The 22,675-nt window shown below is 67.6% G+C and carries 22 protein-coding genes; 1 reads left to right on the forward strand and 21 read right to left on the reverse strand.

Features of this window, described 5'->3' with window-relative positions:
- Positions 1-8 precede the first annotated feature (8 nt).
- Positions 9-1,967, forward strand: coding sequence for a hypothetical protein (locus RM190_RS11895; protein WP_311759665.1), 1,959 nt, complete (start codon positions 9-11; stop codon positions 1,965-1,967).
- A gap of 74 nt (positions 1,968-2,041) precedes the next feature.
- Here RM190_RS11895 and RM190_RS11900 read toward each other — a convergent pair whose 3' ends face one another.
- The 21 genes from RM190_RS11900 to RM190_RS12000 all read right to left on the reverse strand — a co-directional run bounded on the left by RM190_RS11900 (position 2,042) and on the right by RM190_RS12000 (position 22,666).
- Entirely contained in the window at positions 2,042-2,359 is a 318-nt protein-coding gene (locus tag RM190_RS11900; RefSeq protein WP_311759666.1) for a rhodanese-like domain-containing protein, read from the reverse strand.
- Between the two features lie 12 nt (positions 2,360-2,371).
- Entirely contained in the window at positions 2,372-2,893 is a 522-nt protein-coding gene (locus RM190_RS11905; RefSeq protein ID WP_311759667.1) for a cupin domain-containing protein, read from the reverse strand.
- Between the two features lie 93 nt (positions 2,894-2,986).
- The gene (locus RM190_RS11910) at positions 2,987-3,724 is read right to left on the reverse strand and encodes an ABC transporter ATP-binding protein (protein ID WP_311759668.1); all 738 of its coding nucleotides are present in this window, start codon (positions 3,722-3,724) and stop codon (positions 2,987-2,989) included.
- Complete coding sequence (locus tag RM190_RS11915; RefSeq protein WP_311759669.1) at positions 3,697-4,581, reverse strand: ABC transporter permease subunit; 885 nt, start codon at positions 4,579-4,581, stop codon at positions 3,697-3,699. The genes RM190_RS11910 and RM190_RS11915 overlap by 28 nt, the downstream gene beginning before the upstream one ends.
- Before the next feature lies 1 nt (position 4,582).
- Entirely contained in the window at positions 4,583-5,560 is a 978-nt protein-coding gene (locus RM190_RS11920; protein ID WP_311759670.1) for an ABC transporter substrate-binding protein, read from the reverse strand.
- A 17-nt stretch (positions 5,561-5,577) separates the two neighbouring features.
- On the reverse strand, positions 5,578-6,906 hold the full coding sequence (locus tag RM190_RS11925) for an LLM class flavin-dependent oxidoreductase (protein ID WP_311759671.1): 1,329 nt from the start codon (positions 6,904-6,906) through the stop codon (positions 5,578-5,580).
- Between the two features lie 159 nt (positions 6,907-7,065).
- Positions 7,066-8,595 (reverse strand): copper resistance CopC/CopD family protein, encoded by a 1,530-nt coding sequence (locus RM190_RS11930; RefSeq protein ID WP_311759672.1) that lies wholly within the window; start codon positions 8,593-8,595, stop codon positions 7,066-7,068.
- A complete protein-coding gene (locus RM190_RS11935; protein ID WP_311759673.1) occupies positions 8,592-9,032 on the reverse strand; it encodes a DUF1775 domain-containing protein in 441 nt (146 codons plus the stop codon). The genes RM190_RS11930 and RM190_RS11935 overlap by 4 nt, the downstream gene beginning before the upstream one ends.
- A gap of 4 nt (positions 9,033-9,036) precedes the next feature.
- Complete coding sequence (locus RM190_RS11940; RefSeq protein ID WP_311759674.1) at positions 9,037-9,822, reverse strand: ABC transporter ATP-binding protein; 786 nt, start codon at positions 9,820-9,822, stop codon at positions 9,037-9,039.
- Positions 9,816-10,808 (reverse strand): ABC transporter permease, encoded by a 993-nt coding sequence (locus RM190_RS11945; RefSeq protein ID WP_311759675.1) that lies wholly within the window; start codon positions 10,806-10,808, stop codon positions 9,816-9,818. Before RM190_RS11945 ends, RM190_RS11940 begins: the two co-directional genes overlap by 7 nt.
- A gap of 13 nt (positions 10,809-10,821) precedes the next feature.
- Entirely contained in the window at positions 10,822-11,847 is a 1,026-nt protein-coding gene (locus RM190_RS11950; protein ID WP_311759676.1) for an ABC transporter substrate-binding protein, read from the reverse strand.
- Positions 11,848-11,871: 24 nt separating this feature from the next.
- Positions 11,872-12,978 (reverse strand): LLM class flavin-dependent oxidoreductase, encoded by a 1,107-nt coding sequence (locus RM190_RS11955; RefSeq protein ID WP_311759677.1) that lies wholly within the window; start codon positions 12,976-12,978, stop codon positions 11,872-11,874.
- Positions 12,979-12,992: 14 nt separating this feature from the next.
- Entirely contained in the window at positions 12,993-14,147 is a 1,155-nt protein-coding gene (locus tag RM190_RS11960) for an acyl-CoA dehydrogenase family protein (protein WP_311759678.1), read from the reverse strand.
- A gap of 151 nt (positions 14,148-14,298) precedes the next feature.
- A complete protein-coding gene (locus RM190_RS11965) occupies positions 14,299-14,724 on the reverse strand; it encodes a PPC domain-containing DNA-binding protein (RefSeq protein WP_311759679.1) in 426 nt (141 codons plus the stop codon).
- Between the two features lie 44 nt (positions 14,725-14,768).
- Positions 14,769-16,388, reverse strand: a complete 1,620-nt coding sequence (locus RM190_RS11970; RefSeq protein ID WP_311759680.1) for a Na/Pi cotransporter family protein — start codon at positions 16,386-16,388, stop codon at positions 14,769-14,771.
- A gap of 157 nt (positions 16,389-16,545) precedes the next feature.
- On the reverse strand, positions 16,546-17,475 hold the full coding sequence (locus RM190_RS11975; protein ID WP_311759681.1) for a LysR family transcriptional regulator: 930 nt from the start codon (positions 17,473-17,475) through the stop codon (positions 16,546-16,548).
- 53 nt (positions 17,476-17,528) lie between these two features.
- Entirely contained in the window at positions 17,529-18,350 is an 822-nt protein-coding gene (locus RM190_RS11980) for a sugar phosphate isomerase/epimerase family protein (protein WP_311759682.1), read from the reverse strand.
- Positions 18,351-18,358: 8 nt separating this feature from the next.
- On the reverse strand, positions 18,359-18,970 hold the full coding sequence (locus RM190_RS11985; RefSeq protein WP_311759683.1) for an NIPSNAP family protein: 612 nt from the start codon (positions 18,968-18,970) through the stop codon (positions 18,359-18,361).
- Positions 18,967-20,700, reverse strand: a complete 1,734-nt coding sequence (locus RM190_RS11990; protein ID WP_311759684.1) for an FAD-dependent oxidoreductase — start codon at positions 20,698-20,700, stop codon at positions 18,967-18,969. The genes RM190_RS11985 and RM190_RS11990 overlap by 4 nt, the downstream gene beginning before the upstream one ends.
- A 38-nt stretch (positions 20,701-20,738) precedes the next feature.
- On the reverse strand, positions 20,739-21,572 hold the full coding sequence (locus RM190_RS11995) for an IclR family transcriptional regulator (protein WP_311759685.1): 834 nt from the start codon (positions 21,570-21,572) through the stop codon (positions 20,739-20,741).
- A complete protein-coding gene (locus RM190_RS12000) occupies positions 21,569-22,666 on the reverse strand; it encodes a Gfo/Idh/MocA family protein (protein WP_311759686.1) in 1,098 nt (365 codons plus the stop codon). Before RM190_RS12000 ends, RM190_RS11995 begins: the two co-directional genes overlap by 4 nt.
- Between the last annotated feature and the right edge of the window lie 9 nt (positions 22,667-22,675).

Below are 22,675 nucleotides of genomic sequence, written 5' to 3' on the forward strand. Positions count from 1 at the left end.
GAACGACCATGACCCAAGATCCCACACCCGCCCTTCGCCTGTTCGGGACCGAGGAAAGCGTGCCCCCGCCGCGCCTGCTGCGCGCGGGCCCCCTCAGCGCCGAGCTTGAGGCCGGGAACCTGCGCTATATCCGCTATCGCGGGGCCGAGGTGCTGCGCGCCGTGTCCTATATCGTGCGGGACAAGGACTGGGGCACCTACAATCCCGAGATCACCGCGCTGGACATCACCGAAGGCCCGGACAGCTTCACCGTCAGCTATGCCGCCCGTGCCGCAGATGATGCGCAGGCCTTTTCCTATCGCGCACGGATCACCGGGAACGCCGACGGGACACTGGTATTCGAGGCGACAGGGGCCGCCGAAAGCCCCTTCCTGACAAACCGCACCGGCTTCGTGATCCTGCACCCGATCGCGGGCATCTCGGGCAGCCCGGTCACCATCACCCATGCCGATGGTCAGGTCGAGGAAGGGCGCTTTCCCCGCATCATCGACCCGGTCCAGCCAATGATGAACCTGCGCGCGCTGGCCCATGTCTCGCCCCAGAAACACCGCGTCACCTGCCTGATGGAAGGCGACACCTATGAGATGGAGGACCAGCGGAACTGGACCGACGCCTCGTACAAGACCTATGTCCGCCCGCTGGCTTTGCCCTGGCCCTATACGCTGGCCCCAGCCGAGGAGATCGCGCAGCGCATCATCGTGACGATCGAGGGTGCGGATGGCGGCGCGGCGGCCGACCCGGTACTGCGCCTGTCGCTTGGCGCGCAGCAGGGACCGTTGCCCGCGCTTGGCATGGGACTTGACCCCGATGATGCGGCCGCCGCCCTCGGCGTGCCCGCGCCCCTGAAGGCCCTTGGGCTGTCGCATCTGATCTGCCATCACGACCCGCGGCGCGGGCATGACATGGAAAGCCTGCGCCGCCAGCTTCGCGTCGCGGCGATGATGGGTGCCGATCCCTGGCTTGAGGTGGTGGTCGTGAATGTCGACGGGTTCTGGGACGAGATCGCCGAGCTTGGCCGCAGCATCGCGGCGCTTGGCGTCCGCTTTCCGACCGTGCTGCTATCGCCTGCCCCGGACCTGAAATGCACGCTGCCGGGCAGTGTCTGGCCGCCCGCCCCCGATGCCGCGGCACTGGCCGAGGCGGCACGCACGGCCTTTCCGAACAGCCGCATCGGCGGCGGGATGTTCAGCTATTTTACCGAGCTGAACCGGAAGCGTCCGCCGATCGACAGCCTGGACCTTGTCGGCTTCACCACCTCGGCCATGGTCCATGCGGGGGACGACCGCTCGGTCATCGAGACGCTGCAGGCCCTGCCCGCCATCGCGCGCAGCGCCGCCGCCATCGCCACGCCGTTGCCCTTCTCGGTCGGGCCGTCGGCGATCGGGATGCGGGCGAATCCCTATGGTGCGGCGCCCAAGGACAATCCCGGCAATATCCGGCAGGCAATGAACTTCAACGATCCGCGTCAGCGCGGGCTGCTCGGCGCGGCCTGGACGCTGGGATATTTCGCGGAATTCGCCCTTGGCGGGGCGACGGCCATCGCGCTTGGCGCGCCGGTCGGCGCCTTTGGCGCGGTCCATGCGCCTGCCCCGTTTCCACAGCCCTGGTATGATGACGAAGGCGGGGTATTCCCGCTTTACCATCCATTGCGGGCGATGGCGCGGCTGCGCGGCCGGGCGCTGCGTCGGGTCGAGATCTCGGACCCGGTGCGCGCGGTCGCGCTGGCCGTCGATGGCCCCGTCGGCACGCGCGAGGGCGAGATCTGGCTTGCGAACCTGACCGGCGCACCTTTGGCACTGCGCCTGCCCGCGGGCACGACCGGCATGGCCAAGCTGGACGCCGGCAGCTTCCTGCGCGCGGCGCGCGATCCCGGCCACATGGACAAACTGTCGCCGCCGCCGGGACCGGAGGTCGAGATTGGCCCCTATGCCCTGCTGCGGATCTGCGGGGATTTCGGAACCGCGTAAGGAGGCGCGCAGGCGAAACGACAAGGGCCCGGCAGCGTGCCGGGCCCTTGATCTTGTCGGGGGGCGCCGCGCGCTCAGGCGATGCCGCGTTCCTTCAGGGCGGCAAAGCCTCCGTCCACATCCGCGACGTTGGTGAAGCCAAGGCCGGTCAGCGTCTCGACCACCGGACCCGAACCATTGACTGAGCCGCAGAAGACCACGATCCGCGCGTCTTTCGGCACCGAGGAGAAGGCGCCCGAAAAGATCTGGGACACCAGCGGCTTCGGCAGGATGATGGCGCCGGCGATCTCGCCATTCTCGGCCCGGCCCTTGGGTGCGCGCACGTCGATCAGCAGATCGGTGCCCGCCAGATCGGTGGGCAGTTCGGCAGCGGTGATGCGGGTATTCGCCATGGTTTCTCTCCTTCAGGATTTCGGGGCAGAATGGATGGGATCGACCCAGTAAACGGACTCCGGCGGCTCGATCGGATCGACATCGGTGATGTTGACCACGACGGCCTCGTTATCCGAACGAACCAGCACGCATTCCAGCACCTGATCGGGGTCGGCGTTTATTTCCTGATGCGGGACATAGGGCGGGACATAGATGAAATCGCCGGGCCCTGCCTCGGCCACGAATTCCAGCCGATCGCCCCAGCGCAGTCGGGCCCTGCCCCGCACGACATAGATCACGCTTTCCAGCGGACCGTGATGGTGAACGCCCGTCTTGGCGTCCGGCTCGATCGCGACCGTCCCGGCCCAGATCTTCTGCGCGCCGACGCGGGCATGGTTGATGGCGGCCTGTCGGAACATGCCGGGGGTCTGGGCGGTGTTCGCGTCAAGCTGGTCACCCTTGATCACGCGGATGCCATCGAACTTCCAGCGCGGGGCGTCGTCGTGATCGTGGTGATGGTGCTCGTGGCCGTCATGGCCGTGGTCGTGGGGCATTTCACTCTCCTTCCGGCGGTCCGGGAACCGCGATATTCCATTCGTTGTAGCGTCAGTTAAGGTTTCAAGACTTCGCCGTGGCAAGTCCGCATCTCAGTGCGCCGCGCCTGCCCGCACGCCCAGCCAGTTCAGCAGATCGCCCCGAAGGCGCGCAAACTCCGGATCGGCGACGTCACGTGGACGAGGCAGGTCGATGTCCTGCTGATGGGCGATGACGCCGTCCTTCATCACCAGCACGCGGTCGGCCAGCAGGACGGCTTCCTCGACATCATGCGTGACCAGCAGGACCGCGCAGCCGTGACGCTGCCACAACTCGGCCACCAGCGCCTGCGCCTTCAGACGGGTCAGAGCGTCAAGCGCCGCAAAGGGTTCGTCCAGCAGCAGCAGGTCAGGTTCGCGCACCAGCGCGCGCGCCAGCGAGGCGCGCTGCGCCTCTCCTCCCGACAGGACCTTGGGCCATTGGTCGGCGCGGTGGCCGATCCCGACCTCATCCAGCGCGCGTTGGGCGCGGGCGCGGTCGGGGCGACCGGGCAGGCCCAGCAACACATTGGTCCAGACCCGTTTCCACGGCATCAGACGCGGTCCCTGAAAGGCGATGGCGCGGCGGGCCGGGACTGTGACATCGCCCGAGAATTCGGGATCGAGATCGCCCAAGATCCGCAGCAGCGTGGATTTCCCGCAACCGGACGCGCCCAGCAGGGCCACGAACTCTCCCGGCCGGATGGTCAGGTCAAGATTGTCGATCACCTGCCGCCCGCCAAAGCTGCGCGACAGGCCGTGGACCGCCACGGCGGCGGGCGCGCTCAGGCGCCGGTGAAGCTGGGTCGCCATGCGAGGAAAATCCTTTCAAGCGTGCGCACGACCAGATCGACCGCAAGGCCGAGGAAGGCATAGACCACAAGGCAGACGACAATCACGTCGGTCTGGAAGAATTCGCGCGCATTGGCCATCAGGTAGCCGACGCCCGCCGTTGCGTTGATCTGTTCGCCAAAGACCAGCGCCAGCCACGCGATGCCCAGCGAATAGCGCAGGCCGACCAGTGCGTTGGGCAGCGCGCCAGGCAGAATGACATGGCGGACCAGCCCAAGGCGGCCAAGGCCCAGTGTGCGCCCTGCCTCGATCAGCGACTGGTCGACGCCACGGATCCCGGCATAGACGTTCAGATACAACGGGAATGCGGTCGCCAGCGCGATCAGCGCGATCTTGGGCGCCTCGCCAATGCCGAACCAGATGATCAGCAGCGGGATCAGCGCCACGTTCGGCACGGTGCGCAGCATCTGCATCGGCGCGTCCACCAGATCTTCGCCCAGACGGGTCAGGCCGGAGAGGACCGCGAGGAGCACGCCGATGCTGCCGCCAATGGCCAGCCCGGTCATCGCGCGCTGCATCGAAACGACGATGGCGGCCTGCAGCTCGCCGCTGGCGATCAGCTTGGCGGCGCTGGACAGGACCGTGCCCGGCCCCGCCAGCACCTCGGCCGGCAGAAGCCCCGTGACCGAGGCAAGATGCCACAGCCCCACCAACAGCACCGGCCCCGAGGCACGGCGCAGCCAGCGCGGCACACGTCCGGCCCGCGCAGCCGAAGGCGTCAGGCGCACCAGTTCGGACCGGGCAGGCGTAGCCGGGCCGGTCGCGGATTGAACTTCGCGCGGGGGGGAATAGCCGCGGGCAATCTCGGTGATGCTCATCTTAATTCTGCGCCAGTCGCGGCAGATCACGATAGACGTAATCGCCAAGTTTCAGCGACCCCGTCAGCACACCGGCCTGCACCCAGGTATCGAAGACCTGCTGAAGCCCCGCCACGAATTCGTCGTCGATGGCGCGCGGCTGATAGGCGGTCTGTTCGGGGTAAAGTGGCTCGACCGTGGCGCGGTCCTGCTTGGTGAAGCCTTCATAGAAGGTCAGGAACGCCTCCTTGTTGTCCCGCGCCCATTGATAGCTCTTGTCAATCCGGGCCAGGTAATCCTGAAGCGCCTTGACCTTGGCAGGGTCGGCCAGGGCCGGTTCGGTCACGGCATAGACGATGTTGCCGGTATTGACCCCCTGCCCGTCGAACAGCTCGCGCGCGCCAAGCACGCCAATGCTGCGCGCCTTGTAGATGCCCCAGATCGCCCAGGCGTCGATGGATTCCGACTGGAACGCGGCCGAGGCGTCGGCGGGCGTCAGGAAGGCCAGCTTCACGTCCTTCTGGTCGATCCCCGCCAGTTTCAGTGTGCCCAGCGTCAGATAATGCGCGACGCTGCCCCGCGTGGTGGGCGAGATGGTCTTGCCCTTCAGGTCGGCAAGGTCCTGGATCGGGCTGTCTTTCGGCACGATGATCGAAGTGCCAAGTCCGCCATTGTTGAAGGCGGCGGCGATCCTGATCTTTGATCCACCGGCTATCGCGCTGACTGCCGGGCTGTCTGCGGACATGCCGACATCGATGGCGCCGGCCTTCAGCGCCTCGTGCAGGTTCACCGCCGCCGGATAGACCGACCATTCGATCTTGTAGGGCAGGTCGTCCAACAGGCCCGCGGCCTCAAGCCGGGCGCGCTGTTCGCCGACCTGATCGCCGACCTTCAGGGTAACGCCGGACAGATCCTGGGCCAGCACGGGCAGTCCCAGCGAAAACGATGCGGCAGCGGCAAGGCCGGCAAAGGCGCGACGCGTGATCTTGATCTTGGTCATCTGGATAATCCTTTCGGTCACTCGGCCGCGACGCGGCGGGCGGCATGGCGGTTTTCGGGCTTCGCAAGGCCCAGCTGGTCCCGGAAGGTCGTGCCCTCATATTCCCGGCGGAACAGGCCGCGATCCTGCAGGATGGGGATGACTGTCCCGGCAAAGACCGACAGCTCGTCGGGCAGCGAGTTGTTATAGACAAAGCCATCAGCCGCCGGTTCCAGGAACCAGCGCTGGAAGGCGTCGGCGACCTGTTCGGGGGTGCCGACGAAATCGGTGCGCGGGGTGGCAAAGCGCTGCGCGGTCTGGCGCAGGGTCAGGTTCCCCTCTTGCGCAAGACGGATCACCCGCTCGGATGTCGAACGGTTCGAATTCTCGGCAAAGCGTCCGACATCCGGGAAAGGCGCGTCGAGATCGTATTGCGAGAAGTCATGTTCATTGAAGGATCGCGCCATGATCAGCAGCGCATCCTCGATCGAGGTCAGGGCGATGAACTCCTGATACTTGCGCTCGGCCTCTTCCTCGGTCGAGCCGATGACAGGGCGCAGGCCGGGCAGCACGAACAGGTCGTCGGGATCGCGGCCAAACCCCGCGGCGCGGCGCTTGACGTCGGCATAATAGGCCTTGGCCGATGGCAGGTCGTCATTCTGCACGAAGATCGCGTCCGAGCGGGCGGCGGCGAAGTTCTTGCCATCCTCGGACGCGCCTGCCTGAAAGATCACCGGCTGGCCCTGCGGCGAACGCGACAGGTTCAGCGGGCCTTCGACCTGGAAGAACTGGCCGCGATGGTCCAGACGGTGCAGCCGGGCCGGGTCGAAGAACTGGCCGCTGGCCTTGTCATGGGTCAGCGAGTCGTCTTCCCAAGAATCCCACAGGCCCTGCACCACGTCCAGATGCTCGGCCGCAAGGCGATAGCGGGTGGCATGGTCGAAATGCTTGTCACGGGAATAGTTGCGCGCCGACCCTTCCAGCCAGCTTGTCACCACGTTCCAACCCGCGCGCCCACCCGAGATATGATCGAGCGAGCCGAATTGCCGCGCGACGTTGAAGGGCTCGGCATAACTGACGGTCAGGGTGCCGACCAGACCGATGCGGTCGGTCACGGCTGCCAGCGCCGACAGGATGGTCAGCGGCTCGAAGCGGTTCAGGTAATGGGGGCTGGATTTCGGCGTGATGTGGACGCTGTCCGCGACGAAGAGAAAGTCGAACTTCGCCGCCTCGGCCTCAATCGCCTGCCGCCGGTAATAGGCGAAATCGGTCGAAGCGCCCGGATGGGCGCGCGGATGGCGCCAGTCGCCCCAGCCGGTCCCGTTGCCGTGCATCATGAAGCCTAGTTTCAACTGACGCGCGCTCATCCTGCATTCCTTTCGCCGAAAATCACGATGATTCTTGCCGTGTTTACCGTTGCCAGATAACTCCCCCCGCGCGCCGTGATGAATTCCAAACTTCCCCCCCGAAGGAGAAGGAAACCGCCATGTCGCCCCGCCACAGGGGATTGGTATTCCCAGGGGTGGTCATCGGGCCGGGGCGATCTCGATCAGGTCCGAAAGTTCGACGGCTTGGAAATCGCTGACCAGCACCTTCAGTCGCAGCACCCAGAACCCGTCCAACGGCAGCAGGAACCGGCCGCCATCGGCGCTGCCGTGCAAGGCCGTGACCTCGTGTCGAAAGGGGCCAAGGCCATAGGCGGGCTTCGACAGTTCGATCTCAACCGGGCGCTGGTCGATGGGCTGGCCGTCCAGCCGAAGGCCGGTCAGGCGCAGCGCGACCATCCCGGCACGGGGGGGCGCGACTTCGACCCGCACCGCCAGCGGGCCTTCTTGCATCTGCCATGCGGCCGTGGCGGGACCGGGCGGCAGGCTGCGCGGCGGCGGGGTGAATTGCCACAGCGCGACCGCGCCAAGAACTGGCAGGACCAGCAGCAGCTCGACCCCGATGGCGAGGCGCAGGGGGCGCGCATCGCCACCAAGCGCGCGCGGGGTCAGCCAGAACCGGTTTGCCGCAGCCAGCGCCAGCAGCAGGACGACCAGCCCCAGTTTGACCAGCAGCACCCGGCCATATGGCGTGGTCCACAGCGCCTCGGGTTCGCCAAGCTGGACCAGCGCACTCGCCCCTCCCGATCCGAGCAACAGCGCCAGCACCCAGGGCACGCCGCGCGAAAATCCGACCAGCGCCTCTGTCCGCCCGCGCGCCAGATCGACCAGCAGCGGCACCAGCGCGCCAATCCACAGTGTGGCGGCAATGACATGCAGCGCAACCGTCGGGCGCATCAACACCTGCGGCGGCGCGGTGGCGGCATGGCCGGTCGTCGCGGCAGCAAGTCCGGCCAGCCCCAGTGCAATCCCGGCGGCGATCCGCCCCCGCCTCAGGGCCGCGACCAGCGCAGCGGCGGTCAGGGCAAGGGCCAGGCCGGGTGAGCCCGCCAGCGCCTCGCGCCAGGGGGCACCATCGACCAATGCGCCCGGTGGCAGCGCCAGCAGGTCAAGGCCACGAAAGCCCGCGTGGATCGGAAGGACAAGCAGACCGGCCAGCGCCATGCGACGGGGAAAGCGGCTGGGCGTTCCCGCCAGCAAGCCGCCTCCAACCGCAAGCAGCAGCGCTGCCAGCAGCGCCACGCGGGAAAGCCAAAGTCCCGCCTGTGTCGCGCTGGACCCCTCCTGCACGGCCGCAACCTCGCCACTGGGCGCCCCGACCGAGAACAGGACCGCCCCCGCGACCGGATGCCCGTCATCCGAGGTGACGCGCCACGATAACAGATGACTTCCCCGCGCCAGCGCAGGCGGCAGGGAAAATGTCAGGCTGTCGGCCCCCGCATGTGGTGGCGGCAGAAGCAGGGTCTTGCCATCGGCCTGGCTCAGCCGTGCGACCAGGGGGCGCACCGGCTCGGTAAAGTGCAGGGTCAGGGCGGGGGGAGATTGGGGCAGGACTGCACCCTCGGCCGGGTCCGAGGCGACAAGGCTGGCATGGGCCAGCGCCGCGGCCGCGGACAAAAGCAGCGCGACCGCCGCCAGAAACGGCGCCACCATACCTGGGGCGCGGCTCATTTCGCCGGCAACACCGTCAGCGCCGGTGCGGGATGGTCATCCCCTGCCTCGGGATCGATCCAGCGCTGCTCGGTCTGGCCGCAGGTCTGGATCACCGGCAGGCGGACCAGCGGCTGGACATCCGCCGCCAGCGTGGCGCGCAGGACGAACCGTGCCTTGTCATGCTCAGGCAACGGTCCGCCCTGCCAGCCGATTTCCCCCTTGCCCGTCACGGGCTGCCAACCGGGTTGGGCGAGAGGTTCGGCTGTTACGCCCGCAGGCAGGCTGACGCGCAGCGCGGTCGTCGAAGCGCCCGCGCAGCCATGGCCCACCACCAGCGCCAGGTCGAGCACCTGCCCCGCCTGCGCGCTTTCCGGCTGAAGGTGGATATGCGCCAGCCCCGGCAGGGGCAGCAGCGACAATGCTGCCGCAAGCGCGGCATTCGCGAGATTATTCATTGGTTCACCAGCTTGCCTCAAGTCCCAGATGACGCAGCGCCTGACGCCGAAGCTCGGTCAGGCGGGGGTCGCCGCGATGGCGCGGATAGGGCAGGTCGACGCTGAGGTCCGCCACGATCCGCGCCGGCCGCGGCCCCAGGACGATGACCCGCTGCGCCAGAAACAACGCCTCTTCGACATCATGGGTCACCAGCACAGCGGTCAGCCCGCTTTGCTGCCACAGCCGCACCAGCTCGGTCTGCATGGCCAGCCGCGTCAGGCTGTCCAGCTTGCCCAGCGGTTCGTCCAGCAGCAGCACGTCCGGGCGATTGACCAGCGCGCGCGCCAAGGCCACCCGCTGCGCCATGCCGCCCGACAACTGGTGCGGATAGGCACGGTCAAAACCGTCAAGGCCCACAAGCCGAATGGCGTCATCGACGCGGCCCCCTTCGCTTTTCAGGGTGCCCTGCGCCTCCAGTCCCAGCGCGACATTGGCGCGCACCGTGCGCCAGGGAAACAGTGTCGGGTCCTGAAAGACCAGGATGCGCGAAGGATCGGGATCGGCCACCCGGTCCCCGTCCACGGTGATCTCGCCCGCGCTCGGATGATCCAGCCCCGCGACCAGCCGCAGCAGCGTGGACTTGCCGCACCCCGAGGGTCCAAGCAGTGCCACGAAGGATCCGGGCCGGATCTCCAGCGAGACATCATCCAGCACCGGCAGCGGCGCGCCTTCCAGATCGAAGCGGTGCGATACCGCGCGGATGCTGATGTCGCTGCCCGCAGGCGCGATCCTTGGGGATGCGATTACCATCGGACGACTCCCTTCTGCCAGACCAGCACCCGGTCACGGATGCGGAAAAGAAGCGTGATGAGACCGGAACACATCGCGGCCATCACGAACAAGGCGGCATACATGTTGGCATAGGCGGCCCAGCCCTGCGCCCATTGCAGGTACCAGCCAAGCCCGGCCTCGACCCCCAGCATCTCGGCCACGACCAGCACCGCGAAGGATGTGGACAGACCCATGAACAGGCCCACGAAGACATGCGGCAGCGCTGCCGGGATCGCGACGCGGGTGATGAGGAACAGGGGCGATGCGCCCAGCGTCCGCGCGATCTCGTAATAGTCGCGGTTGACCGAGGCGATGCCCGACCAGGTCAGGACCGCGACCGGAAAGGCCGTGGAAAAGGCAATCAGAAAGACGCTGGCCGAGCCGGAAGTCGGAAAGATGAAAAAGGCCAGCGGTAGCCAGGCGGTCGCGGGCAATGGCCCGACATAGCGCAGCAGTGGCGTCGCCCAATAGCTGAAGGCCCGCGACCAACCCATGCCGATCCCGATCAGGAAACCCGCCACCGCGCCGAAAAAGAACCCTCGTGCCAGCAGCCAGACCGAGAATGACGCGCTGTAAAGGATCTTCGGCCAGTCATACAGGAACACTTCAAGCATGGCCTGCGGCGTCGGGAAGAAAGGCTGCGGCAGAAGCCCGGTCTTGGCGGTCAGCCCCGTCCAGATCGCCGCGCCGATGCCAAGCGCCAGCAGCCAGGGCGCGCGGGCCGCTGTCCAGCGCCCGACCCGACCCAGCCGCCGACTGCCCAGCCCCAGAAGGACGAGGGCGGCGGCAACCACGCTCCAGCACAGCGCGAGTTCGCGCACCAGCGGCTGAAAGGTCAGGTCCGGCCAGAACACCAGGACCCCAACAGCCGCGACCCAGCCCAGCGAGGCCAACAGGGTCGCGCGGTGCGCCGCCCCCTGCGAGGGCTCGGCGCGGATCTCGGCCTCGATGTCGATTGTCGTCATCATGGCCTCCCGGTCAGGCGCTCAGCACGTCGGCATAGACGCGTTCGGCGAATTTCTGCGGGTCGGTCGAACGGCGGAAGATGTTGATCTCGCGCAGTTCCGAGGCGTATTGCGCGATCTCGGTCTTCAGGTCCGCGCCGGTCGGCGTGTGATTGTGGGTCTGGTCGTTCAGGACCGCGATCAGATCCTCGACCGAGCGGTTCTTGGGGGCCTGCGGCAGAAAGGCCTTGGCCGCATCCTCGGGGCGGGCGACGGTCCAGTCCTGCGCCTCCAGCAGCGCGCGGGTTAGCGCGGTCGCGGTCGCGGGGTCGTTGCGGATCAGGCTGCCGCTGAGACCCGCGATGCAGCAGACCCGGTTTTCGAACCCGTGATCCAGGTTCGATGCGACCTGCACATATTTGTCCGGCGTATCCCGAAGCCAGAAGAAGGCGCGGGGGTCGCCATCCGCGATGGCGTCGATCTCGCCCCGCTCGGCGGCGATCTCCAGCACATCGGTGGAAAAGGCGCGCCACTTCACATCGGTTTCCGGGTCGATCCCGGCCTGATGCAGCAGGATCGAGAAGAAGTTCTTCCCCGGTGCCGCAAGGTCGGTGACGCCGATGGTCTTACCCTTCAGCTGCGACAACTCGGTGATGCCGGTCGATTTCAGCGCGACAAGCCGCGAGCAGCCGCCATGCGTGCCCGCCGTGATCTTGACGTCAAAGCCCTGTTCCAGCGCCTTCAGCCAGCGCAGGGCCATGCCGATGCCGCCATCGGCCTTGCCGGTCGCGATCGCCTCCAGCAGCGCCTCGGTCGAGGCGCCGAAATTGACGATCTCGACATCCAGCCCGTGCTTTTCGAAGATACCGTGATCCTTGGCGACAAAGACCGGCGCGAGGCAGATGGCCGAGGCGTTCGAGGCGAATTTCAGCGGTTTCAGCCCCCCTGCCGCCTGCGCGCGGGCCAGCGAGCCGACGCCCAGCCCCAGAAAGGGCGCGGCCAGTGCGACGCCAAGTCCCGATCGCAGCAGGCCCCGGCGGTTGGTGTTGGATTGGGTCATGGTCATCCCCTTCGGATCTCGGGCCTATTCGGCGGCATGGCTGCGGACGGCTTCGTCCGCGACAAGGGCGCGCACGCGCGGGATCAGATCCCGCCCATAGCGCAGGGCGTCGTTCAGCGGGTCGAAGCCACGGATCAGGAAGGTCGAGATCCCCAGCCGGTAGTAATCAAGCATTGCCTCGGCCACCTGATCCGGCGTGCCGACCAGCGATGTCGAATTGCCGTTCGCCCCGGTCAGCGCCGCGATCTCGGTCCACAGCCGCTTGTCCAGCCGCGACCCTTGGGACGCGGCGGCCAGCAGCCGGCGCGAGCCTTCGTTCTGGGGCTGGCCCGGATCCAGCGTATTGACCAGCCGCTGGCCCCCGCCCGCTGCGCGCAGCGCGCGCGCCCGTTCCAGGATGCGGGCGGCCTTGTCCCACGCGGCCTCTTCGGTTTCGGCCAGGATCGGGCGCAAAGACAGCGAAAAGCGGGGTGTGCGGCCATGACGCGCGGCGGCCGCGCGCACGGTCGCGACGGTCTCGGCCACCTGTTCATAGGTTTCACCCCACAGGGCATAGACATCTGCATGCTGCCCCGCGACTTCGATCGCGGCCGGAGAGGAGCCGCCGAAATAGACCGGGACACCTTCGGACCCCTGCGGCTTCACGTCCGAGAAGCCGCCCTTCACCCGGTAATAGGTGCCGGCATAGTCAAAAGGCTCTGCACTGGTCCATTCGCGTCGGACGATGTCCAGATATTCGCGCGTGCGGGCATAGCGTTCGTCCTTGGTCAGCCAGTCGCCATCTTGCTCAAGCTCGCGGTCATTGCCGCCGGTGATGACATGGACGGCGACGCGGCCGTCGGTCAGATGGTCCAGCGTCGCCAATTGCCGCGCGGCCAGCGTCGGCGCGGTGAAGCCGGGGCGATGGGCCAGCATCAGCTTCAGCCGCCGGGTGACGCTGGCGACATACTGGCCCACGAACAGGCTGTCGGGCGTCGCCGAGTGAAAGGCCAGAAGCACGCGGTCAAAGCCGCCCGCCTCGTGGATCGCGGCCGAGGCGCGGATGAATTCGCGGTCGATGACGGGTCCCTGCCGGGCGATGGTCTCGGACGCGTTGTGGTTGCCGATGAAGCCGATGAATTCGACAGTCATGTCTTTCTCCCTTGTCAGAGGCCCAAAGCGGCGCGGCCCGCTGCCAGAAGAACGCTGTCCTCTTGCGGGCTGTGGATGCGGCCGCACAGGGCGTCGCGGTAATGGCGTTCCAGCGGGTTGCGGCGGCTGATGCCGTGGTTGCCCGCCAGCTTCAGCGCGCCTTCGAGTGCCGCGATGGCGTTTTCGGTGGCGACATGCTTGATGATGCCGGTTTCCCGCGCCGAGGGCGGCTGCCCGGCATCGGTTTCCGTCGCGGCCGACCCGACCAGGCGCAGGTTCACGGCGATGCGCGTCTCAATCGCGCCGACCGCCTCCTGCATCCGCGGCAGTTCCGCCAATGGCTTCCCAAGGTTGGCGGGCACGCGGGATTTCAGGAAGGAGACGATCCAGTCCCGCCCGGCCTCGGCCACGCCGGTGTAGAGCGCTGCGATCAGCAGACTGGCCCAGGCCGCGGCCTCGTCCCCGCGGATCGCCCATTCCGAGGGGCGGCGCAGGTCGGCGGCATGGTCGGCGGGCAGGTGAACGTCGTGAAACTCGACATCATGGCTGGATGAGGCGCGCAGGCCCAGCGTATCCCAGGTCGGGATGATGCGGACGCCTTCGGCCTGCATGGGCACGACAAACTGGCCCACGCGCGGCTCATCCTCGTCGGTGCGAGCCCAGACGACACCCCAGCGCAGCCCCTCGCTGCCGGTCGAATAGATCTTGCAGCCCGAGAGCAGCCAGCCGTCGCCGCTGCGCCGCGCCACCGTCTCGGGCAGGCCGCCGCGCATCGGCGTGCCAAGGGCCGGTTCCACCCGCAGCGCGTTGATCAGCGCGCCTTCGGTCGCCGCCGCGTGGACGACGCGGGCGACCAGCGCCTCGGGCCAGCGGCCACGATGAAGGGTGGCGAGATGGGCGTATTGCATCACCAGCACCAGCGCGACCGCCGGGTCGCCCCGACCGATCTGGCGGATCACCTGAGCCGCCAGCGCCAGCCCCGCCCCCTGCCCGCCAAAGCGTTCGGGCGCGGTCAGCGCCAACAGCCCGGCCCGGCGCAAGGCCGTCACATGGCGGGTCGGAAAGCGGGCGCCCAGGTCGTCCTCGGCGGCGGTGGCGGCAAAGGCATTGCCCAGCCCCCGGGCAATCTCGATTTCGGCTGGTTCGGCATTGAGGGATGTGATGAGCATCTCGGCAGGATCCCCGGATGGCTTTTGCAAACACGATTAACGTAGTCGTATTTAAGCCACGGCTCCATTCCAAAGCCGGTCCGGGAAAGGGAAGGAATTGCTGATCCGGGGTGGTGCCGCAGGCCCGCCATGCCCCTGCCGCGCCGCGCGTTCAGGTGCGCAGGGGGCGGATCACCAGCTCGTCATAGCCCGAAAGTGCGCAAGGCTCGCGGGAAAAAGACAGTTCCGGCAGCAGCAGAACCACGATTTCGGCCGTGGTATAGACGACCGAGCCGGACAGCAGGTGGCCGCCGAAGGTCTGTCCCACTCCATCCGCGATGGACAGGTGTAGGTGATGCCGTTGCGGGTCGATGGTGCCCACCATCGAGGTGATCTCGAAATGCCCGTCATGGACGGTCGCAGCATCGCAGTTCGCGTGGCGCAGGACGGCGCGGGTCAGGCTGCCCGCGCAGGTCACGATTGCCATCGCCCGGACGCCCGCATCGTCAAAGGCCAAGCGCAGCGCGGCCACGGGATCATCGCCCGGCTTCAGCCGCAGGGCCATGAACACGCCTGTCGACTGAGGATGCGGGTCCATCGACGTTCCTTTTTCCGTGGCGGGCCTTTTCCCGTGGCGGGGGGTTAGCTGCCGCGCAGCCGGCTTTCGACAAGCAGCCCGTCTTCGTCCAGGATCGGATGCGCGACCGAGGCGACATGCGCATTGATCCGCTTCAGGTCGCGCAGGATGTCGAGATGCAGCGACGATGTCTCGCGGCTGGCGGCCAGTCCTTCGCGCAGGCGGAACAGGTGGCGCTGTGCGGACTGGCGTTCGACATTGCGGATCTCGACCTTCAGCTCGACCAGCCGGCGCGCGGTTTCGCGGTCGCGGGTCATGAAGACGGTCTGCGCCATGCGCAGGTTTTCCTGCGTCATAACGAACATGCGGTCAAGTTCCTGATACCCCTCGGTCGAGAAGCGCAGGCCCAGCCCGACCTTCTTGCGCACCTCGGGGGCAAGCCCCTTGTCGATGATGTCGCCGACATGTTCCAGGTTGATGACGTAATCCAGGATGGTGATCGCGCGGCGACGCTCATCCTCGGTCGCCTGGCTGCCCAGTCGCGACAGGTAGGTCTTGATCTCCTGCTGCCGACGGTCGACGCGGTTTTCCAGCTCGGCCACCTCGGCCAGCGGCGCGGGGTCGTTCTGCTGGAAGGCCAGCCGCGTCTGGTTCAACATCCGCTCGATCGTGTCGCCGACGGCCAGCACTTCGCGGCTGGCGCCCGCCAGCGCCAGGATCGGGGTCTGCAGGGCGTCTTCCTCCAGCCAGCGCGGCCCAAGCTGGGGATCCTGCTCCTCATCCTCGACCCAGCGCTCCAGAAGGCGCGAGATCAGGCCGACAAAGGGCCAGATCCCAAACGCCAGCGCCAGGTTGAAGACAAGATGCGCCTTGACCGCCAACCCGCTTGCGGGCAGCGGCAAGATCTGCAGCAGGGCAGCGATCATCGCCGCCAAGGGCAACGCCAGAAGACAGCCGACCATTCGGATCAACAGGTTGCCGATCGTCAGCCGACGCGCCGCGGCGCCAAGACCGGCCGTCAGCAGCACCGGGATCACCGCGCCACCCAGGTTCGCGCCCAGAACCATTACCACCGCCAGCCCCGGCGGCAGTGAAAGCTGCGCGACCAGCAGCACCGCGGCCAGCGACGACGAGCACAGGAATGCGACCCCCGCCGCCATCAGCAGCGCGACGGGCCATGCCGCGTCCAGCATCGGCAGGAACGCGGCAAGCTGCGCCGAATCCCGCAGGGGGGCGACGGCTGTGTCCAGAAGCTCAAGCGATACCAGCATCAGGCCGAGGCCGATCAGCGCGCGGCCGATCCCGGTCTGGACCGCCCCGCGACGCCGCCCAAGCACATAGCCCACCAGCAGCAGAACCGGGGCCAGCGCCCCGACGCCGCCCCATGACAATAGCCATGCGGTCATCGCAGTGCCCAGGTTCGCCCCCAGAAGGACGATCTGCGCCATGCGGCCGCGGATCATCCCGCGTTCGGCAAAGGACGCGGCCAGCAGCGCCGTCGCGGTCGAGGATTGCAGCCCCAGCGTCGTCACCAGTCCCGACAGAAACGCCCCCGGTCCGGTGCGCGTGCCGACGCCAAGCGCCATGCGCAGCCGGATGCCGAAAGCCTCGGTCATGCCGTCCCGGGTCTGGCCCAGGCCGAACAGCAGCAATGCCACCGCCCCGCCCAGCTGAAGGATTGTCATCACCGATGACATCATGGCCCCTCCTGCCGCCTTGGGATCAAGGGGACCATGCTGGGGCCCAGAATGCCAAGGAATTCCGGGCCAACGGGGGCAGATCGCACGCAAACGGGATATTCAGGCAACAGCGGCTCACGTTTCCCGGCGCTGGCGGACGGGGTCAAGGGCGGGGCTGAGGATCCCAGCTTTCGCGGGTGACGGCAGCGGCCAGTTCGCGCCGGAAACGGCCGATCGCATATTCGGCAAAGCTGGACAACTGCCGGTCCCTTTTGGTCACGACCCAAGCGGTGATGCCGGCCTTTTCGGCCAGCGGGCGCCGTGCGACGCCGGGCATATAGACCTCGGCCACCGAGAACTCGTCGATGATCGCCACCCCCAGCCCGTGGCGCACAAGACTGACTACAGTCTGCGCGAACCGGCCCCGCATGGAAAAGCGCGGCTCGATGCCGGCTTCGCGGAAGGGACGGGCCAGCACCTCGCCATAGGGGTCCGACGGATCGACGCCGACGAAATCCTCTTGCGCAAGATCGTGGACCGAGATCACCGGCTTGGCCGCAAGCGGGTGATCCTCGGGGACGATCACCACCAACCGGCCATGCACCAGCGGCAGGCTTTCCAGCGCCGAGTTCTCGATGGGGGAGCTCATCAGAACGAATTCGCCCCGCTCCAGCAGCAGATAATCCGAGGTCTCCTCGATCTTCAGGATGTTCAGGTCAATGAAGATGTCGGGAAAGCGCGCCCGGATTCCCCGGATCGCGCGCGCCGCGATGAACTGCGCGATCGAGGGGGCCGAGGCAAAGGACAACCGCACGTCCTGCCCCTTGCGAAGCGAGGCGACGGCGGTGTTCAGGTTTTCCATCTGGCGGTGAACCTGATGGACCATCTCGAAGATGGCCGAGGCCTCGCTGGAGGGGACGAACAGCCCCGCCTTGCGTTCGAATAGCCGGATGCCCAGCGATTCCTCGGTATGCTTCACCAACCGGGAAATGCCGGGGGCCGAGACGTTCAGCAACTTGGCTGCGCCCTGAATCGTCCCCGCCATCATCACGGCGCGGATTACTTCGACCTGGCGGAGAGTCAGTTCCTTCATGGCGCCGATCCTAGCCGGAACCGGCGTCGATTTCCCACCGGATTTTCAAGGCGTCATGCCCGCCCCGCCGCCCGCAGGATCGCCATCGTCGCCGCATGGGCCATCGCAGCCCGACCGGTGGCGTCCAGCTTTTCCGCAAGCGGGCGATGGGGAACCTCGACGCTGATCGTGACGCCCGGCGGCACCGCGCGGACCAGCCCGACCAGATCGATGCCGCCCTGCCCCGGAAACAGCCTTTCGCCCCGCGCGACACGGATCAGCGACGCATCGTCGCGTTCGAACGGCACCGCCCCGTCGCAAAGCTGGACGTAATGCATCATCTGGGCGGGAAGTGCCGCCACCTGTTCCAGCGTCGAACCCGAGCGGTCGAAATGCAGCGCATCGACCAGCACGCCGCCGTTTGAACGGCCCGCGGCCTGAACGATCGTCTGCGCCGCGGCCAGATCCGGAACCGCGGTCCAGGGCATGAACTCCAGGTCGGCGGTCAGGCCATGCGGGCGGGCAATGTCGCAAAACCGGGCAAAGCTTTCCGTCAGGCGCCCGGTATCCGCATCGTCGCCCGCGACAAGGATGTGGCGCGCATCCAGCGCCTCGCAGCGGGCGCAGAAGCGGGCGAGCAGATCCCAGTCGTTCTGGGGCTTCAGGCGAACGATCTCGACATCGCCAACCTTGACGCCGGTATCGGCCAGCGCCGCGCGGACCTCGGCCAGCACGCGGTCATCTTCCAGCAGCGGGTAACCCGACTCGGTCCCCGGTGCCGCGGGCAGGATGCGCAGCCCGACCATCTGATAGCCCGTGGCGGCGGCGATGCGGACGGCCGAAACGGGATCGGCATCGAAGATGGTCAGGAAGGCCAGCGAAAGCGGATGCGTCATCATGCCACTCACTTCAACGGCGAGAACGGAAGCGGCATGGCGATCTGGCTGGTCATGTCGGGGGAAAGCCAGTCGGGACCACCCTTCGGCGGCCATTTGCCATCGGCCACGGATTTCGCCCGCGCCTCGCTGCGCGCGGCAAGGCTTTCATAGGGCCAGATCTGGGTCAGGCGCGGTGCACCGTCCAGACCGTACATGGCGACAGTCAGCTTCGAATAAGCCTCGCGCGGGGGAACCGCCTCGCGCCATTTCTCCATGGTGGGCAGGATGCCGTTCAACTTCGTCTTGTAGGTGCGAAATTCATAGATGGGTCCGAAGCTGCCGGGCTGGACTGGCGGCAGGAAATCAAGGGCGCGATGGCTTTCCATCGACAGGTTCACCAGCAGGTCGGCGCAGCCGAAGGGATTGTCGGACCGCAGCGCGCGTTCGCGTTCCGCGTAAAGCTGGGCCAGATCGTCGAAGGCGCGCAGGACGAACACGCGGTTCAGCGTGCCGATATCGGTGCCCCATGCGCCGCAAAGCCGCCCCTGCCCGGCGCTGACCCATGCCTCGATCCCCGGCGCGGCCTTGCCGCCCCCGAAAATCACGGTGTCGAGCGTGGCGAGTTCGTAATAGCTCATGGCGTTTCCTCCTGTGAAAGCCCGGTGACGGGTTGCCCGGCCAGCACGCGGCCGGCGATATATCCGAATGTCATGCCGGGCCCCAGCGTGATGCCGCCCGACGGGTAATGTCCGCCCATGACCGAGGCCATGTCGTTCCCGACCGCGAAAAGCCCCGGAACCGGGTGGCTTTGCCGGTCCACGACGCGCGCTCGAGCATCGGTCCGCAGCCCGGCGAAGGTGCCCAGCGATCCGGGCACGATCCTGACCGCGTAGAAGGGGCCGGTCGCCAGCGGCGCCAGTGAGGGGTTCGGCCCATTCCGGGCATCGCCCTGCACGCGGTTATAGGCACTTTCGCCGCGGTGAAACTCGGGGTCCTCGCCCCGCGCGGCATGGCTGTTGAAGCGTGCCACGCTTTCGGCGAGTGCCGCGGCCGGAATCCCGCAGGCTGCCGCCAATTCGTCCAGCGTCCAGCCCCGCTTGAGATAGCCCGAGCGGATCGCACCCCCCAACGGAAACGGAAAGGGCTTCGACCAACCCAACCCCCAGCGGCGCTGCGCCCGGTGGTCCGCGACCAGCCAGCATTCGGGCGCCTTGCCCTGCGGCGTTGCCGCGATCAGCGCGGCCATGAAGTCGTGATAGCTGTCGGCCTCGCTGACGAAGCGCCGCCCCTCGGGCGTCACCGCGATGATCCCGGGCTTTGCGCGTTCGATCAGATGCGGGAAATGCGCGACCGAACCATCGGCCCGCGGCACCAGCGAAACCGGGGCCAGCGCCACGTTCGATGCCAGGGTGCCGTCAACCTCGGCCCCCACCGCCTCGGCCAGCCGCATCCCGTCTCCGGTATTCGCACGCGGCGCGGCCGAGAAATGCCCGGCCCCGCCACCTGCCTGCGGGGCCAGTGCGTCCAGTCGTGCCGGATCATGGGGAAATCCGCCGGTGGCCAGCACGACGCCCCGCTCAGCAGTCAACACCAGCGGCCCGTCCGGCGTCGCCAGCCGCGCGCCGCTGACCCGCCCATCGTCGCGCAGAAGCTGGGTCACGGGCGCGCTGTCGATCAGCGTCACGCCCTTGTCCAGCGCCGAGCGCATCAGCCGCGCCACCAGCGCGTTGCCGTTCACCAACCGCGTGCCCCGGCGATGCAGTAGAAGGTCGCGCAGATGCCGCGCGATCCGGCGCGCGGCGTATAGCGCCGAGCGCGGCTTGCGCGTCGCGTCGAAGAAATGGCGCATGTCCGCGCCGCCCGCGATGCCCATGCCCCACAGGCTGACCACGTCCAGCGGCGGGCGCAGCTTCGCGGCCCAGCCACCCAGCCCGCGCCCGTCATAGGGCAGCGCGGACACCGAGCGCCCGCCCCGCGCCGCGCCCTCGGTCTCGTGGAAGTCGGGGACCGCATTGCCGTCGATCCAGCGCATCGCGGTATGCTCGGCGAAGAACGACACCATCTCGGGGCCGTTCTCCAGAAAGGCGGCAAGCCTGGGGTCGCTGGCGCGGTTGCCCAACTCGCTGCGCAGATAGGTGCGCGGCGCCTCGGGCGGCTCAACGATGCCCGCAGCGCGGGCCAGCGGGTTGCGGGGTATCCACAGCCACCCCCCGGACCAGGCCGAGGTGCCACCGAAGACTGGCTCTTTTTCGGCCACGACGACGCGCAGCCCGAAATGCGCGGCCGTCACCGCCGCCGCAAGGCCCGCGGCCCCCGATCCGACAACAAGAACATCGCACGCCAAGGCGCGTTCGGGTGAAGCTTCCATTCTCTCCTGCCAGTCAGCCCGCCCGCGCGGGCCTGCGCCTATGCGCTTCTGCGGCCCTGCGGGTCATCGTCTAGCGCCCGCACATTGGCCCGAAAATACTTGGTTCCGGCGGCCGCGCCGCCCAGTTCGTCCGCCGCCGCCTGCAGCCGCGGCGCAAGCTCGGCCATGCGACCATCCGTCATCCGCACCGCTGGTCCGGCGATCGAAAGGCATCCCAGCACCGGCCCGCTGCCGTGATAGCGCACCGGGACGGCCATCGCGGCCATACCCGCGATATAGCTGTCGACAGCAGTGGCATAGCCGCGCGCCCGCGCCTCGGCCAACTGCTGAAGCAGCAGGGTGATGCTGGTCGGGGCAGAGGGTCCCTGCCCCTCGGCCTGACGCAACAGCCCCTGCGCGCCGACGCGGTTCAGTGCCTCGTCATCGGTCATGCTGGCCAGCCACGCCTTACCCCCGGCCGAGCTGGCCAGGTGGACGACCACGCCCTGCTCCTGACCCGGATCATAGCGCAGGCCCCGTGTCGCGCCCTGCGCCACCGCGACCCAGATCAACCGGTCGCCATCGATCACGGACAGGCGGATCAGCTCTCCGCTGTCGGCGGCAAGCTGGTCCATGACGGGCTGCGCGACATCGGTGATCCCGGCGCGCCCCATGAAGCCCAGCCCCATCGCCGGCAGCTTGATCGTCAGCGCGTAGTCACCCTGAGCCTGCACCTGCCGGACATAGCCCAGCCGCGCCAGTTCCTGCAGCGTGCGATGCACGCCGCTGGCGGGTTGTTCGGTCGCGGCAGCGATCGCCGTCACCGGCAGGCCCATGGGGTGATCGACCAGAAGCTCGACGATGGCGAGGGATTTTTCCAGTACGCTGCTCATGATCCGCTTCCGATGTTGAAACCGGTTTCAGACTCACAGGCCAACGGGGAAAGGTCAACCGCGACCGCCCTTCCGGTTTCGGCGGCCGAGCGGATCGCGTCCAGAACGACAAGGTTCGCGGTCGCGTCGCGGGCCGAAACCAAGGGCGCGCCTCCATTCCGGACCAGCCCGGCGAAATGCTCAAGCTGAAGCTCATACGGATCGGCGGGAATGCAGTCGAGCCGCCTGGGCTGCAATTCGCGCGTCCAGTCGGGCGCGCCCTGCGGCTGCCACAAGACCAGATCCGGCAGCGACAGGCCGGCACGGCTGCCCGCGTAATGATGCGCGCTGACCGGATGGGCAGGGAAACGGGCCATGTTCTCGCCCGCCGAAAGATCCCAGGCCCACGGCCCGACTGCGGCATCCGAAATAGACAGCGTGGCCAGCCCGCCGCCTGCGAATTGCAGGCAGACGGCGGCTGTATCCTCGACCGGAAAGCCGCGGCGATGGTGACTCGCCACGGCCTGCACGCTGGCGATCTCGCCAAAGAAGTGACGCAGCAAGTCTATTTCATGAACCAGGTTGATCAGCAGCGGTCCGCCCGCGCCCTTTGTCCGGCGCCATGGCGCCTGGAAATATTCAGGCGGCTTCGCCAGGGACGAATTGACCGTCGCCATCACCAGATCACCGATCGCGCCGGCGTGGATCGCCTGATGCGCGGCGCGGATGATCGGGTTGTGGCGGCGATGGTGCCCGACCAGCAGCGGCACCCCCGTTTCGTCGGCGACGGCGATCAGGCGGCGCGCCGATTCAAGGCTTTCCGCCACCGGCTTTTCCAGCAGTACAGGGATTCCGGCGCGCAGCAGCGCTTCCGAGATCGGCAGATGCGTTTCGTTCGGCGTGGCCACGATGGCGGCCTGCGCCAGCCCGGAATCGATCAGCGCCGCGACATCGGGCAGGCAGGGCACGCCGGCGGCAGCGGCCAGCGCCCGACCGTCTTCGGCCGGATCGACCAGCGCGGCAAGGTGCAGGCCGGACATCCGGGCCAGCGTATCGACATGGGTGCGACCGATGGCCCCAGCCCCGATGACTGCCACTGCTATGCGCTTCGACATTCGACCGCC

The organism is Paracoccus broussonetiae (assembly GCF_031854425.1).
In the GTDB taxonomy this organism is placed as follows: Bacteria; Pseudomonadota; Alphaproteobacteria; order Rhodobacterales; family Rhodobacteraceae; genus Paracoccus; species Paracoccus broussonetiae.